The sequence below is a fragment of the Fodinibacter luteus genome (genome assembly GCF_039541575.1).
GTDB classification, from domain to species: domain Bacteria; phylum Actinomycetota; class Actinomycetes; order Actinomycetales; family Dermatophilaceae; genus Fodinibacter; species Fodinibacter luteus.
On record NZ_BAABGM010000014.1, the window covers coordinates 1 to 13,688 of the forward strand.

Sequence of the window (13,688 nt, forward strand, 5' to 3'; positions counted from 1 at the left end):
CCGACGAGATCCTGGACTCGATCGGACGACTTCTTACACGAATCTCAGGTGCAGGACACTAGGAGGGGGCACGCGGACACTGCGAGCACGGCAGTGATTCGGGGGAGCATCATGCGGCGGACCTTTCCTGGGCGGGACGAGCCGCGCCACGAGGTCCACGGCGCTGGTACTGAGCGTCCTCCTGCCTCTGCACCTTGTCTACGGAGTTAACGCGGCCGCCTCGCCCATCGTCAGGCGGCCACCCGGCCGCGCACGCGGCGATGATGACCAACGTCCGCACCTCGGCATTGCGCGCGAACATCGGGGTGCGTCTCAGCGGCACCCCTCTGACGTCAAGGGGTGGGTTGGAGGGACTTCGGCGTCACGGTCTTCCGCGTGGTCATGGGCGCGGGTAGCGTCGTTGGTGCGGGTCCGGGAAGTGGCTGATCCGAAGTGCCGGTGTGCGGGTGCAAGCCGGCCGCGCTGGACTGAAGTGCCGCCCCGCTGTGCCCTCCCGGGCCCGCCTCAAAGACCGCGGCTGCGTCGTCACGCAGCCGGCGGTACAGGGCGTCGGAGATCCGCCGCTTGAGGCAGCGCATCGCTTCACGCCGGGACTTCCCGGCGGCGATCTTGCGCCGGTAGTACGCCCGGCCAGGGGTGTCCAGTCGGATCTGGGTGGCTGCGGCGATGTGGATCATGTGGTTCATCCGCCGGTTTCCGGTGCGACGACCTGAGTCCCGCGGGACGGGGACCAGCCCGGCCGCTGAGGCGAGGTGTCCGGCGTCGACGTAGCGGGACAGGTCGCCGGCTGCCGCGATGAGCTCGGCGCCCAGGATCGTGCCGATGCCGGGCATCGACTCGATGATCTGTGCCTGGGGGTGGGCGTGGAAGGTGTCACCGATCCGCGCGTCCATGACGCGGATGCGCTGGTCGAGCTCGAGCAGGGCCGTGGCGATCTCCGCGACGATGCTTGCCGCGACGTCCTGGCCCGGGACGGTGGTGTGTTGCGTGCTGGCGGCCTTCACCGCGGCCGTCGCGATCTGCTCGGCGCTGCGGACCTTGCGGGCCCGCAGCCACGTCGTCAGGCGAGCCCGGCCACGAGCTCGGATCGCGGCTGGTGTCTGGTAGCCGGTCAACAGGACCACCGCTCCGCGACTGGTGGAGTAGTCGAACTCCCGCTCCAGAGAGGGGAAGTAGCCGCTGAGCACGTCCCGGAGCCGGTTGATCATCCGGACCCGGTCGGCGACCAGGTCGGTGCGGTGGGTGACCAGCAGCCGCAGCTCGGCCACCAACGCCGCCGGGACGTCCACGGGTGTGAGGTCACCGCGCAACCGAACCGTTTCTGCGATGACGTACGCGTCGCGGGCATCAGTCTTGGCCTCCCCGGCGTACGCCGTCGACATCTGGTTGACCGTTCGTCCCGGCACGTAGGTCGCAGCCTGCCCATGAGCGGTCAACAGGGCCAGCAGCAGGGCGCTGCTGGTGCCGGTGATGTCGACACCCCACGACACTCGCTGTGCTCGGCCCAACACCTCGGCGATCGTGTCCAGGATCGCCGCCTCGTCGTTGACGACCTTGCTCGACCACAGCGTCGAGCCCATGTCGTCGATCAGGCACACCCAGTGGTGCGCCTTGCCGACGTCGATACCTGCCCATCCAGGGGCGACCTGATCTGCTCCCACCGGTTCCTCCTCCGCAGGGGTTGGCCCAACCTGATGGCCCGAAGAACACCCCGCTGACGGATCCGTAAACAGCGACCAGAACGCACATCTCAATCAGCAGTCAGGGCGCCCCGAAGGGTCGGACGGCCAATCCACCGGAGCCACCAAGGACGATCAAGGCTCAGCCACATCCGACCCTCCCGGGCCACCCACCAACTTACGGATCGAGGCTAAGGCGCCTGCCCCGCCCGGCCAAGGGTCCTGGGGCGGCGAGCGGCGCTCCGGATCGCGCGGTAGGCAGCGACGAGTGCGTCTCACCGCCGCCTGCAGTTCGCATACCTGGCCCGAGCTTGAGGCCCGCCGCCATCGTGGTGCATCAGGGCGTCGGTTCGCGTTCGCCTCGGGCGATGCCATCGGTTGGGTGGTCACCCACAACATCGAAGTGAGCGGAATGCTGATCGAACCGCGACAGCAGCGCTCGAGCCTGCGGGGGAACCACACTGCCCAGTCCATCACCGCCGGCGAACTCCCGGACGGCGTCCCAGCCCTCGAACGTCATGATCGTGATGAACTGGACCTCGCTCCCCTGCGGCTCGCGTTCTCGCAGGATGACGGTGCCACGATGGCCCGCGATACGCCGAGCCGTGATGCCCGGAACGATGGCCGTGTTCAGCAGTTGCTCGTACTCGTCGGCGTTGTCCACACTCGTCCAACCACGCCAGATCCGTTTGATCATGGATGCTCCTCACGTGCCGTCAGGGCAATTCTGAAGCCAGGGCAGGATCGGCTGCAAGGGAGCAAGGTTGGGATGGAGATCTCTCCGCTTGTCGGCCTGAGGGCGACCGCGCGACCAGTGTTGGGTAGCCCCCAGACGACCCCACCCGCGAAGGTCCCCTGGTTCAAACCGGGAACGTCCAGCCCGGTGCACCGGTTTGGGTCAGCGTCCACCGCTGAGGAGTCGTTCTAGGCTTGCCGCTGGGTGGCAGCGGAGCGACACCCGGCTGATAGGCCCGCGCCACCCGCCGTGCGGATGCCCCGATGTTCGTGGAGTTGAGAGGAGACACACCTATGGGTAAACGATTGGAAGGGGTAGCCGTCGGCGTGGTCACCGACAATAGGGACCCGGATAGCCTCGCCCGCGTCCGGGTCCGGCTGCCCTCACGCGCTGAGGGCGACAGCAGCTACTGGGCCCGTCTCGCAGTCCCCATGGCCGGCAACGACCGGGGCACCTACTTCCTCCCCGAGGTCGGCGACGAAGTCCTGGTGGCCGCCGAGCAGGGTGACCCATCACGTCTGTACGTCCTTGGGATGCTCTGGAACGGCAGGCAGTCACCCCCCGCCAACAACGACGACGGCGCCAACAACGGTCGGATGATCAAGAGCCGCTCAGGCCACCAGATCAGGTTCAACGATGACGAGACCAAGCCAGAAGTCGAGGTGCGCTTGCAGGACGGCAAGCTGGTCCTGCTCGACGCGGACGGAATCACCCTCAGCGACGGCGGCGAGAACGTCATCACCCTCACCGCGACATCGGGCACCATCCGGATAGAGGCAGGCCAGAGGCTCTCCCTGACCGCTCCCAACGTCTCAATCGAGGCAGCGGCGACGATGGCGGTGAAGTCCTCCGGGACGCTCACCCTCAACGGCGCGCTGGTCAAGATCAACTGACGCCAGGCGCCCAACACCTCCAAGGATCACGATGGGACAGCCAGCCGCCCGTGTCGGCGACCCCACGAGCCACGGAAATCCTCTGGGCCCAGGCCCCGGCTGCCCGACCGTTCTCATCGGCGGCAGACCGGCATGGCGTGCTACGAGCGACGCCCACAGCTGTCCGCTGTACGACGGGCCCAAACCACATGTCGGAGGAACCGTCGCCCTCGGCAGCGTCACCGTGCTGATCGGTGGTCTTCCCGCATCCCGAGTGGGCGACCGAGTCATCGAGGCGGCGGCGCCGAATACCATCACCACGGGCGAAGTGACGGTGCTGATCGGGTGAGCTTGCGGGCCAACCGACCCGGCGTCGACCAAGGGGCTCTCGCGGAAGTCTCGAGCCTGTCCCCGAGTAGTGACTAGCTCATCGTGCGCCTCATCCGCGGACCTATGCCTCCAACTCCCCCCGGTTGGTGAGCGCACGACCGCCCTTGGTGCGTCACCACGGCTGCCGCCTGTCCGCCGAATGTGGCGCCGTGCTCGACCAACCCCTTGCGACCCAAGGTGACCGTCGACTGGTTATCCTCGACTCCGGCTTCGGCAGGCATTAGCTTTGGCTGCGATCGATCTCGTCCAAGATGCGGAGCGCGTGCTGGGCTGCCTGGGCAAGATCTGGCGAGCCACTGGAAGCCAGTCGCTGGAGCTCCAACCGGGCCGTGTCGGTGCCGATGCTGCCGAGGATCTCGACGAGAGCTGACGAGGGTCCGTAGGCAGTGAGTCCTTCGTGGATCAGTGGCACCGCTTGGTCGCCGGCCTTGACGAGGAAGAAGGCCGCGATCGTCTGCTCATTCTCGCCGCCTTGGTTGACGGCATCGACAAGCCTGCGACCGGCCGCCGCACGGCCGGTCAGCCGCCAGGCCGAGCCCGTCGCGAGGACCTTCGCAGAGGAGGCCGCACCCACCCGGGCAAGCCTATCGGCGATCGCGGATCACAACGCGGCGGGCAGGCCGTGCTGTTGCCAGTACCCCGGGTCGTGGGTCGCCCCATGGTCGAACCACCCATTGACGTGCGAGGTGACCTTGCCTCGGTATTCCGCTGGGGGCGTGAAGGTCTGTCCACCCCGGTCGGCGATGATCACGAGGTCGAGGCGGACCCTGACATCGACGATCCGCTGAACCTGGGTGAAGTCCGGGAACCACTGGGTGTGGACCGGCCAACTGAGCAGGACGAGGCGCTTGAACTCCGCGCCCGCGCGGGTGGCGAGGTTGCCCACGGTTCCACCGTGGCTGTGTGCGAACAGGTCCGGCTGCTGCAGCCCCTGGTCCACGAGCCAGGCGGCCAACTGCTGCGCCGCCAGCCTCCGAGCGGGATCGCTGTAGAGGCCGCTCCATCCGAAGCTCGGGTCGTGGAGGCTAAGCGGCGGAACCAGCCCATCCAGATAGGTGTAGAAGTCGCCCCCCGGACGCCACCAGCGGGTCCTGCCCGCGAACGTCCCGTGGGTGAGGACGGCGGTATGCGACGGACGGTCCCTGCCGGTCAGGTCTGCCGCTCGGCCGACCACACGGGCCAACTTGTCATGCTCCGGGTCCACTCGTGCGAGTCCGATCCGCGCGATCTGCCGGGTCAGGGCATCCCTGGCGTCGGCGCCGTCCACGAGCGTCGCCACCACATCGGTTCGCTGCGCCCCACCCGCCGTGTCGAGCGCCGCAACCGCTGCCGAGGTGCGCACCAAGCGGCTGTCGCTGTGCAGGCTCACTTCGACCAGTGCTGCGGCGGTCACCGCGTGTGGCCGGTCGATGAGACGTTGCGTCATCTCGGCACCAAGTTCCGAGGGGATCCTGCGTCCCCGAGCGGAGACATAGGACTCGGCATCGACCTCGAGCGGCGCCACCGCCTCCTCGAGGCTGACGCCGCCGGCCTTCTCGATCTGGCCGAGCTCCGGCGGAAGCCCCAAGGCCTCGGGTGAATCCAGGCGCCCCCATTGGCCACCGACCGCTGCTCCGGCGGACAAGACGATCGCTGCCTGGCTCAATCGCGCATCACGCCCGCTCGCGCGGAACGCGTCCGGGCCGGGAATCGGTGTCGCTTCCCTGAAATCACTCATCCCACACACCCTGCTTCTCTACGAGACCGCGGTGTCGAGCGCGGGTGTCCTGTGGCTGGTCGCGACGGTTCGGCCCAGACCCTTGGTCAGACTAGAACGACGCCCACCAACCGCGCCACGGAACTGAGCACCACGATGTGACACCCACGGACATGAGAGCAGCCGCCGACGTGCGTCCTATGCCGGGAGAGGTGCGTCCTATCGCCGCGATCCGGGCTGTTCGTTCCGGGTGGGCGTCGCCTCTCAGGGACTGAAGGCACCCTGCTCTGGGCCAGCGGCCACGACCTGCGCGACGGGGACCGACGGCTGCTCACCGACGTCGCGAGCCAACTCGGGGGCGTCGTCCACGCCGCCGGCCTGGTCGACACGCTGCGCGCCGCGCAGCACCGGCTGGTCCTGGCGCGAGAGGAAGAGCGACGACGGCTCCGCCGCGACCTGCACGACGGGCTCGGGCCGACGCTGGCCAGCCTCACACTCAAAGTCGACGAGCTGCGCAACCGCTGGGACCGCCTCGAAGACCCCGATACAGAACTGCTCGAGCTGCGTGCCTCGACTCAGACCGCGGTGGCCGATGTCCGACGGATCGTTGAAGGGCTTCGACCCGCTCCCCTGGACCAGCTCGGACTCGCCGGCGCCTTGGAACAGCTGGCCATACGAGCCAGCGATACCGACGTGCACGTCATGGTTGGCGACCTGCCGCCACTACCAGCGGCCGTCGAGGTCGCAGCGTTCCATGTGGTTCGGGAAGCCCTGTCAAACGCTGTCAAGCACGCGCACGCCGACCGCATCGTTGTCGAAGTGCAAACCGTTGGCGATCGGCTGCGCGCCGAGGTCCGCGATGACGGCAACGGAACTGTATCGCCGCGCCAAGACGGCGTCGGTCTGACGAGTATGCGTGAGCGAGCTGAGGAACTCGGCGGGGACTTCGCCATCACCAGCGACCCAACCCGTGGAACAACCGTGCGACTCGAACTGCCCACTGCGGGCGGTGCTGCTGCGAAGGTGGGTCGACCATGACAACCGTGTTCATCGCCGACGACCACCCGCTGTTCCGTAACGGCCTGGAGTCACTGCTGGCAACCGTCGACGATGTCCGAGTCGTCGGCGCTGCCGGCGACGGTGCGAAGGCTGTGGCGCGGGTCAAGGCGCTGCGCCCCGACGTCGTCCTGATGGACATCAACATGCCACGGATCAGCGGCCTGGAAGCCACCCGCCAGCTCGCCGCCGCGGTGCCAGGCGTCGCAGTCCTGATTTTGACCATGGTCGACGACGACGACAGCGTGCTCGCGGCACTGCGCGTCGGAGCCCGCGGCTACGTGCTCAAAGGCGCCGGCCAAGAGGAAGTCCTCGCCGCAATCCGCACCGTCGCGGCCGGCGGAGCAATCTTCGGCGCCGATGTCGCCCAGCAAGTCCTCGCCGGCGGCCGCACGAACCGCTTTGCCGCCTACGACCTCACCGAACGCGAATCCGAAGTGCTCGCCGGCATCGCCGCAGGCAAGAGCAACCCCGACATCGCGCACGATCTCGGGGTCAGCCTCAAGACCGTCCAAAACCACGTCACCAAAGTGCTCACCAAACTCCAAGTCCGTGACCGCACCCAAGCAGCCCTGCGAATGCGCGGCCTGTGACCCGTGCCCTCACCCGCCTGACCCAAGACGCAATCTGCGTCTCATCGCCACCAGCAGACCTTTCTGACGGTCGGGTCCTTCACGATCAGGCGACTTTGGAGCGCAGCCGCTTGAACCATCACGACGTTTGTCGACGCCAAGCTTCATGGATTCGCGATCAGGCGCAGAAGCGTGCCGTCCAAGTCGATCAGCGCTCCGATGCGCAGCCCTGACTCCTCCAGCCTGAGCGGATGCAGTCGGGGCCAACCCCGCGTGGTAACCGGCACTTCCGCTGCCTTGCACGCATCGAAGAACGCATCGACATCGTCCAGGCGAAGACAGCAGCCGAAGGAGCTCGTTGCCGGGTCGAGATCGGCGAACGGAAAGAACTCCAGCGTCACGCCATCGCGGGCCAGGATCAACCAGCCCGCGTCGCGATACTCCTCCCCGAAACCGAGCCGCATATAGAACTCACACGTCGCCACAAGGTCGCGACGGAAGGTTCGGCGTCGCTCGGTTGACCATGCCCGGACGGTAAGGAACCCCACTCGAGTGGTCAAGCCCCACTTCCTGGGCCCTGCACATCTGCATGAGCGCGAAACTCGAGATGCATTTCAGCCGCCTTCCGCATGGCGGTTCGTGGGGGAGCTTGTTGGGAGGCTTTGCCGATTGCGGGCTCCGGGCGCCATTCGGCAAGGACGGCCTGCTGGACGAGTGGATGGCCGGTCTCACGTCCCGCGGGCGCTGCCGGTCACGCGCAGGGTCTCCCGGTGTCAGCCGGCCCGGCGCGGCGAGCGACGCTCAGGCTCCCGGTCGGGGTGTTGGTCTGGGGATACCGCCGTCACATGGCCACGTGTAGGCCGGCGTTTCGCGCCCTGGCCGACCGCGTCGCGTTGACGGCATCGTGGACCACGGCGCTGCAGGAGTGGTGGCGCAGTGGTCAGGGCCGAGGGCTGACCAGTGGCGTCCGCGTCCGAGACCGACGAGGGTGCCTGTCCTCACAGCGCCATCCCGCTCGCGGACAGCCGCTGCGGTGACGCATGGAGTCACCCAAGCCTCGACCGCTCCCCAGGCTCGAGCCGGCGATGCGCATCCGTGGCCACGTGCAGTGCTCAGGCGCAACACGCGGGCACCTGGCAGGACGAGCGCGGCTTGGTGATCTCTGTGACAGTGAAGGCCACCGACCCCACCGGAGAGGACGTCCTGGATGACTGGCGACCCGACACCTGCACCACTTGCTCATGTCGCAAAGGCGTTAGGCATGCCCGAGGAGAAGTTGGCGGACTTGGCCCTCGACCTGTTCGGGCAATGGCTGACGGGACAGCGCCGTTTCCCCAGTCTCAGCCAGCAGAACCAGGAGTGGTACCGGACGGTGCTAAGCGCTGCGGGCAGGTCGAACCCCAGCCGGGAGGACCTGAAGAGTTGGTTCGGCCTTCCCCATGGAACAGCCCAGTACCTCGCCGGCGTGTACTACGACCCCGAGGCAGATCGGGCCACAGAGCAAACGAAGGCCGACATTGCGACGCGGGCCGTTGCCGCCATCACTGAAGCAGGCGACGGGCAAGGACTGGGACCCAACGAGGCGAGCTTCTACCTGAGCCCCAAGGTGGCAAGGTCTTTTGAGACGCTCCTCTTCGAGGCATTGGCTGACACGCCCATGGCTCCCCCCGTTCTGACCCGCTTGGCCGGCACGGTAAGGGTCAGTTTCAGCGCCAATAGAGGGCTGCAGGCTCTGTGCCTGGCGCTCGGCGACCAAGGCGGAGCGGTCCGACAGGCCGCGAAGACGCCAGGCTCACATGGCTGACACGACGTCCATCTCCGCGCTCTTGTCCGCCTCGGCGGTCGTTGGCGCGCTCACCACCTCGCAGGTCGTCACCTGGTACGTCGAGGCGGCGCAGCTCAGCACCGACGTCACTGTGCGTTCCAGCGCCCGCAAGGCCGACGACGAATACACGCGGCAGTTGAAGGCACGGCAGACCGAGCTCACATCCAAGAAGCGCGCGCTGTTGTGGGTCGCTGGGATTCAGTGGGCTGTCGTCACCGTCCTGCTGCTCCTCGCGCTCTCCATGGCCAATCCGTGGCAGAACGCCGCCTTCACACAGGCACTGGTGCCCTTCTTCATGGCCGCATGCGCTCTCGTCCTAGCCCTTGTCGTGGTCCCAGTCACGATCGCAGCCGTAGCCGTTGGCGACTTGCGGGGGGTGGCTTCAACCATCGGCCCGGCGTCTGGGCCGATCAAGACTCGACGCTGAAGACGCCTGCTGATCCCTCCAAAACAGACAAGCAACGAATCGCTCCTCTTGCTTTTGCTCGGGTTCAGCATGAGCCAGGAACGACTCGCGCTCGTTGATGCGTCTAGTAGCCGCGATACGCCAAGGGCTGGATGCCAGAACGTGGACATCCTCGACACCGTCGCGAGATTCTGGGGAGGCGTTCACCATCGGAGGTGCGTATGTGGAACAACGAGCCCCGAGAGAGCCAACGCGTTGCAGTGACCGCGGCGATGGCGACCTTCACCCTCGGCATCCTCGCGGCAGCTTGGGCCACGCTCCGCTCCACTCAACTGCTAGGCAGGACGGGCCTGTGGCGTTCGGACCGGTGGCACGAGTTGGAGGCAGCCGCCGCCCTCTATGTGGTCCTCATGGCCATCCTGGTGTGGCTTGGCTTCATCCACCGGCCCCGTCGCGGTGTACCGACACGACCGCTCCCGAGCCCGGGCCTGCTTGGCGTGCTGGCGGCGGTCGCCGGCTTGATGCTGGTGTATGGGGACCCGCTGACCAGCCTCAGCGCGGTGCTTCTGGGCGGGATGTTCACCGCGGTGGCGTGGGTGTTCGTCCTGGTGGTCTCTCGCGCACGCGCTGAGGCGCTCGACCCGCCTGCTGACCATCGCGAGGCGGCGGCCACGCCGGACACGCCGGACTCGGCCCCTGTAGCGGTGGTGGCGCCGAACACGTTGGCGGTGAGGCCTCGCGACCGGTGGTGGTGGTTCTGGGGCTGGGTCGCTGGTGCGTTGTTCTGGGCGGGTATGGGCATCGCCAGCCGCTTCGGCCCCTACCAGCAAGACCCGGACCTCCCGATCACCATGACGGTGGCAGTCACCTGCTGCGCTGTCGCCTCGCTTGGCCTGCGCATGGGTCTCACGGCCGACGAGTCCGGCATCCACCTGACTGACCTGGTGCGCCGCCGTACTGTTCCTTGGAGCGAGCTACTCACCGTTGAACTCGAACCCGTAGTCGCCGAGGCAATCAACCTGGGGCGCTTCCGCCTGGTGTGCCTCACCGTCGACGGCCGCCGGGTCCCCGTCATCGCCCCGACGGGGTCCCCCCAACAGGGGGGCGCCCTCGACGTCCTTCGCGCGCAGCTGCTCGCGATGAGGGACCGTCACGCCGGTGCGCCTTGAGCCGATCCCTGCGCGTCAGCGGGTGGGCCCGCCGTACCAACGGACCGAACACGCAACGGTGAACCCGCCGACCTGCGACGCTCCTATGCTTTGTCAAGCAGCTGGCGGCCCACTTTCGAGTAGGCGGTAGAGGTCGCGGGCGACGTAGCGTGCAAGGCAGCGCTTGATCTCCCGGCTGGTCTTGCCTTCGGCGGTGCGGCGGGAGACGTAGTCGCGGGTGGCTTGCTGGTACTGGATCCGGCTCTGGACCACGGTGTGCAGTGCGGTGTTGAGCTGGCGGTCGCCGTAGCGGTTGAGCCGATGACGGGTGGTGACTTGGCCACTGTTCGCCGGGATCGGTGCCACGCCGGCGAGCATCGCGAACGCCGCCTCGGAGTGGACACGGCCGGGGTGGGACCAGGCGCACAACACGGTGGCGGCCACGATGGGTCCGACGCCGAACTCCTCGAGCAGGTCGGGGCGCCAGCTGCGGATGATGGCCACCATCGCCTTCTGCAGCTCGCGTGCCTCTTTGAGCATCGCGTGTGCGCGACGAGCCAAGGTCCGCAGCGCCACCACGGTGTTGGTCGTCTCGGTGTCCCAGGAAGCGTGCACTCGCAGGTTCGCTGCGGTGGTGAGCATCGCGGCAAGCTTTTGGCCGCGGAACCTGGCCCGGATGGGTTCGGGTGCTGCGATGACCAGGCTGAAGACCTGCTGCTGGGCCTCGGTGGAGGCATTGATCGCGGAGCGGCGTGCAGCCAAGAGCACTGACAGTGCTTGGCGTTCGCCTCCGGTTCGGGGGTTCCCCAGCCGTGGTCGAGCCATCGCCTCCCGCGCGGCTCGGATCGCGTCGAGCGGAGCGGACTTCGCGCCGTTGCGGCGTGCGGCCCGCTTCGGGCGGTCCAGCTCGATGACGATCTCCGACATCTGGAGCAGGTGACGGCTCAGACCGGTGCCGTGGCCGCCGGTGCCTTCGATCGCCCAGGCCCGCACCATGAGGTGGTTGTTGGCGAATTCCACCAGTTCGCCATAGCCCTGGGCTGTCGCCTCGACGGTGGTCTCGTCCAGGACACCACCGGTGGCAGCGTCGACCACGGCCGCGGAGTGGGTACGGACGTGGGTGTCGACGCCGATGACGACATCGACCACCTCGCATAGATCGGTCAGACTGGTCATGCGTTCTCTCCTTCGCCGGACGGGACGTGGTTCCGGTCCGGGACGGAAGGCTCGGCAGGACTGTGATGAGACACATCCGGCGCCGCTAACGCCAGGTGGTCAAGCTCCTGATCAGGCCAGCTCCTCCAACCCGCGGCCCGGGCCGGTGACCACGAGCGGACAAGTCGCAGCAAGGCACAGTGGCCAGTCTCTTCGGGGGTCACGCTCGCGGTCACCAACCACAGCCCAGCACCTTCAGGCTGCGTTGGCGATCCTCACAGTCTCTCCGCCGCCTGTAGTCGGGCCGCGGAGGGATCTCGAGGTAGGTGAGTGGGGGTATCAGGCGGCCGTGGCCTTCCTCCTGATGTGTACGTCGCACGGGACCGTGTCACCGATCGGTGCAGCAGTCCTCCGGGGCCCTCTGGGAGGTCGGAGATGAAGAAGGTCATTGCCGTAGCGGGCCTGCTTTTCGTGCTGGGGTGCTCACCCGACTCCACGAGCACGGCTGAGGGGCCTGGCGATGAAGCCACGTCTGAAACTTCACCTGCGCAGGAGGACACCACGCCGCCCGATGACGGCGGGGACAGTGGGGACGCGGCGGGTGAGGACAACCAGGAGGTCTCCGTCGAGCTGCCCGGGTTGCCGATCGGCGGCAGTGGAGCGGTGTTCTCGCCCGACGCGCCCACTCAGTGCGTCGACGTCAGCTGGACCGGACCGGTGCTCCCGGACGGCGTCGGGCTCGAGTTCACCAACTTCGCGGTACCGCCGCAGTTCACCGTGGACTCATCCCCTTGCTCCGACGCCCCCTGCGTCGGGGGCAGCTACGTGGTCACCGCTGAGAGCGGGGGGTGCACTGTGTCGGTCACATGGAAGGGTGAACCCGTCGACGCAGAAGGTTCCGTCCTGCGCGCAGACGCCAAGGCCTTCTGCACGTCCCAGACGGCGTGCGCCGAGGTGAAGGCCGCAGCCGACGCCGTCAACGAGCAGACCGGCGGACAGTCCGCCATCGGGCTCACCGTCAGCGACACAGTCGACGGCGAATCGGACGCGTCCTCGCCATCGGCCGACGGTAGCGGCGGCTGAAGTGTCCGACACTGAAGCCGAAGCTGACCCGGCCGGAAACCCTCCGATCGACGTGGAGCGCGGCACTGGAGGCCCTGCGAGGGCCCAGCGCGTCGACTTCGAACGGTGGTACGCGCTCGCCACGAACTTCGTCGCTCCCGCTACCTTCCTGACCGCCGTGCTCTTCTACTACGGGTACGTCTCGTCGCGCGCTCAGTACCGTTACTTCGGGCTCGACGTCGACACGATCGGGCTGAGCACCCGCGACTACGTGATGCGCAGCCCCCAGCCGCTCCTGGTGCCGCTGCTCCTCGTGCCCGCCATCGGTGCCGGCCTGCTCATCGTCGCGCGAGTACTGCAGCGCCGCGTCCCGCTGAAGATGCTGCGGTCCGCGACGTGGGCCTCAACCTTCATTCTCGGCGCCGGGCTGCTGATGCTGTTCGGATACGCCTGGATCGGCGAGTGGCCGTACTACCCGATGGTCACCCCGCTCGTCCTCGCCGTTGGACTCCTGGCCCTGGTGTGGTGTTGGCGCCGCGTCGGTGGACGGCCTACCGCCGTCGTCCTCGCCCTCATCGCGGTCGCTGTATGCGTCTTCTGGGCCACCGCAACCCTGGCCCAGTGGACCGGCCTGGGCGCCGCCCAGCGCACGGCCCGCAACCTCGATCAGCTCCCTGCGGTCGTGATGGACACCAAGGAGCGTCTCTACTTGGGGACCACGCCGAATTCGGGCGTCACCGAGACAAACGTGGGTGCTCTTGCCGTGGCCGACGAGGACCAGGAGTTCAAGTTTCGCTACCGCGGACTACGGCTCCTCATCCAGTCCGGAGACCGGATGTTCTTGGTTCCGGAGCACTGGACGCCCAGCAACTCCACCATTCTGGTGCAGACCGGCAGCGTCCGGGTGCGGTTCCGGTTCGTCAACGACGCACCGGAGTGAGGAGCGAGGACCGCAGCGGCACGCTGGTCAACGTTCACCACCCTCCATCTCATCGTCGAGGGCGGTGCCACACATCGACGCGCGCGACCTGGGCGCCCCGCAGGCCAAACCGATGCCATTACGCATGTCCGGGGGTGCGTCATACCGGCCG

Annotated in this window: 14 protein-coding genes and 2 pseudogenes; 10 read left to right on the plus strand and 6 right to left on the minus strand. The window is 67.5% G+C overall.

Going from position 1 to position 13,688, the window contains the following annotated elements:
• Positions 1 to 332 precede the first annotated feature (332 nt).
• Positions 333 to 1,661: an IS110 family RNA-guided transposase gene (locus tag ABD899_RS11005; RefSeq protein WP_345205753.1), complete on the minus strand. Its 1,329-nt coding sequence runs from the start codon at positions 1,659 to 1,661 to the stop codon at positions 333 to 335.
• 355 nt (positions 1,662 to 2,016) lie between these two features.
• Positions 2,017 to 2,376 carry a hypothetical protein gene (locus ABD899_RS11010; protein WP_345205756.1) on the minus strand — a complete coding sequence of 120 codons (360 nt, stop codon included), beginning with the start codon at positions 2,374 to 2,376 and terminating at the stop codon, positions 2,017 to 2,019.
• A 332-nt stretch (positions 2,377 to 2,708) separates the two neighbouring features.
• Here ABD899_RS11010 and ABD899_RS11015 point away from each other — a divergent pair, with 332 nt between their 5' ends.
• Both ABD899_RS11015 and ABD899_RS18935 read left to right on the plus strand, forming a co-directional pair.
• Positions 2,709 to 3,308 (plus strand): phage baseplate assembly protein V, encoded by a 600-nt coding sequence (locus tag ABD899_RS11015; RefSeq protein WP_345205758.1) that lies wholly within the window; start codon positions 2,709 to 2,711, stop codon positions 3,306 to 3,308.
• 31 nt (positions 3,309 to 3,339) lie between these two features.
• Entirely contained in the window at positions 3,340 to 3,636 is a 297-nt protein-coding gene (locus ABD899_RS18935) for a PAAR domain-containing protein (protein WP_425474960.1), read from the plus strand.
• Between the two features lie 261 nt (positions 3,637 to 3,897).
• Here the strand turns inward: ABD899_RS18935 and ABD899_RS11020 are convergent, their stop codons facing one another.
• Together ABD899_RS11020 and ABD899_RS11025 are read right to left on the minus strand one after the other, a co-directional pair.
• Complete coding sequence (locus ABD899_RS11020) at positions 3,898 to 4,251, minus strand: hypothetical protein (protein WP_345205761.1); 354 nt, start codon at positions 4,249 to 4,251, stop codon at positions 3,898 to 3,900.
• Between the two features lie 27 nt (positions 4,252 to 4,278).
• The gene (locus tag ABD899_RS11025; RefSeq protein WP_345205764.1) at positions 4,279 to 5,394 is read right to left on the minus strand and encodes a hypothetical protein; all 1,116 of its coding nucleotides are present in this window, start codon (positions 5,392 to 5,394) and stop codon (positions 4,279 to 4,281) included.
• A gap of 459 nt (positions 5,395 to 5,853) precedes the next feature.
• On the opposite strand from ABD899_RS11025, the pseudogene ABD899_RS18940 reads away from it, so the two are divergent.
• From ABD899_RS18940 to ABD899_RS11040, 3 genes and pseudogenes are all read left to right on the plus strand, one after another.
• Positions 5,854 to 5,943: pseudogene (locus ABD899_RS18940) on the plus strand (hypothetical protein); the annotation flags it as partial.
• Positions 5,944 to 6,075: 132 nt separating this feature from the next.
• Positions 6,076 to 6,411, plus strand: coding sequence for a sensor histidine kinase (locus ABD899_RS11035; RefSeq protein WP_345205768.1), 336 nt, complete (start codon positions 6,076 to 6,078; stop codon positions 6,409 to 6,411).
• Entirely contained in the window at positions 6,408 to 7,022 is a 615-nt protein-coding gene (locus tag ABD899_RS11040) for a response regulator (protein WP_345205771.1), read from the plus strand. The genes ABD899_RS11035 and ABD899_RS11040 overlap by 4 nt, the downstream gene beginning before the upstream one ends.
• 143 nt (positions 7,023 to 7,165) lie before the next feature.
• Here the strand turns inward: ABD899_RS11040 and ABD899_RS11045 are convergent.
• Positions 7,166 to 7,526 (minus strand): annotated as a pseudogene (locus tag ABD899_RS11045) (bleomycin resistance protein).
• A 736-nt stretch (positions 7,527 to 8,262) separates the two neighbouring features.
• Here ABD899_RS11045 and ABD899_RS11050 point away from each other — a divergent pair.
• The 3 genes from ABD899_RS11050 (at position 8,263) to ABD899_RS11060 (ending at position 10,401) form a co-directional block, all read left to right on the plus strand.
• Positions 8,263 to 8,805: a hypothetical protein gene (locus ABD899_RS11050; protein ID WP_345205774.1), complete on the plus strand. Its 543-nt coding sequence runs from the start codon at positions 8,263 to 8,265 to the stop codon at positions 8,803 to 8,805.
• Positions 8,798 to 9,253 (plus strand): hypothetical protein, encoded by a 456-nt coding sequence (locus tag ABD899_RS11055; RefSeq protein WP_345205777.1) that lies wholly within the window; start codon positions 8,798 to 8,800, stop codon positions 9,251 to 9,253. The genes ABD899_RS11050 and ABD899_RS11055 overlap by 8 nt, the downstream gene beginning before the upstream one ends.
• A 200-nt stretch (positions 9,254 to 9,453) precedes the next feature.
• Positions 9,454 to 10,401 carry a hypothetical protein gene (locus tag ABD899_RS11060; RefSeq protein ID WP_345205779.1) on the plus strand — a complete coding sequence of 316 codons (948 nt, stop codon included), beginning with the start codon at positions 9,454 to 9,456 and terminating at the stop codon, positions 10,399 to 10,401.
• Positions 10,402 to 10,494: 93 nt separating this feature from the next.
• Here the strand turns inward: ABD899_RS11060 and ABD899_RS11065 are convergent, their stop codons facing one another.
• Complete coding sequence (locus ABD899_RS11065) at positions 10,495 to 11,556, minus strand: IS110 family RNA-guided transposase (RefSeq protein WP_345205781.1); 1,062 nt, start codon at positions 11,554 to 11,556, stop codon at positions 10,495 to 10,497.
• 414 nt (positions 11,557 to 11,970) lie between these two features.
• On the opposite strand from ABD899_RS11065, the gene ABD899_RS11070 reads away from it, so the two are divergent.
• Together ABD899_RS11070 and ABD899_RS11075 are read left to right on the plus strand one after the other, a co-directional pair.
• Positions 11,971 to 12,618, plus strand: coding sequence for a hypothetical protein (locus ABD899_RS11070; RefSeq protein WP_345205784.1), 648 nt, complete (start codon positions 11,971 to 11,973; stop codon positions 12,616 to 12,618).
• A gap of 157 nt (positions 12,619 to 12,775) precedes the next feature.
• On the plus strand, positions 12,776 to 13,537 hold the full coding sequence (locus ABD899_RS11075) for a hypothetical protein (protein ID WP_345205787.1): 762 nt from the start codon (positions 12,776 to 12,778) through the stop codon (positions 13,535 to 13,537).
• Positions 13,538 to 13,688: the final 151 nt, after the last annotated feature.

Coding starts and splice junctions, on each gene's coding strand:
- ABD899_RS11010 (WP_345205756.1), bottom strand. CDS start 2,376: ATGATCAAACGGATCTGGCGTGGTTGGACGAGTGTGGACAACGCCGAC.
- ABD899_RS11015 (WP_345205758.1), top strand. CDS start 2,709: ATGGGTAAACGATTGGAAGGGGTAGCCGTCGGCGTGGTCACCGACAAT.
- ABD899_RS18935 (WP_425474960.1), top strand. CDS start 3,340: ATGGGACAGCCAGCCGCCCGTGTCGGCGACCCCACGAGCCACGGAAAT.
- ABD899_RS11025 (WP_345205764.1), bottom strand. CDS start 5,394: ATGAGTGATTTCAGGGAAGCGACACCGATTCCCGGCCCGGACGCGTTC.
- ABD899_RS11035 (WP_345205768.1), top strand. CDS start 6,076: ATGGTTGGCGACCTGCCGCCACTACCAGCGGCCGTCGAGGTCGCAGCG.
- ABD899_RS11040 (WP_345205771.1), top strand. CDS start 6,408: ATGACAACCGTGTTCATCGCCGACGACCACCCGCTGTTCCGTAACGGC.
- ABD899_RS11050 (WP_345205774.1), top strand. CDS start 8,263: ATGCCCGAGGAGAAGTTGGCGGACTTGGCCCTCGACCTGTTCGGGCAA.
- ABD899_RS11055 (WP_345205777.1), top strand. CDS start 8,798: ATGGCTGACACGACGTCCATCTCCGCGCTCTTGTCCGCCTCGGCGGTC.
- ABD899_RS11060 (WP_345205779.1), top strand. CDS start 9,454: ATGTGGAACAACGAGCCCCGAGAGAGCCAACGCGTTGCAGTGACCGCG.
- ABD899_RS11065 (WP_345205781.1), bottom strand. CDS start 11,556: ATGACCAGTCTGACCGATCTATGCGAGGTGGTCGATGTCGTCATCGGC.
- ABD899_RS11070 (WP_345205784.1), top strand. CDS start 11,971: ATGAAGAAGGTCATTGCCGTAGCGGGCCTGCTTTTCGTGCTGGGGTGC.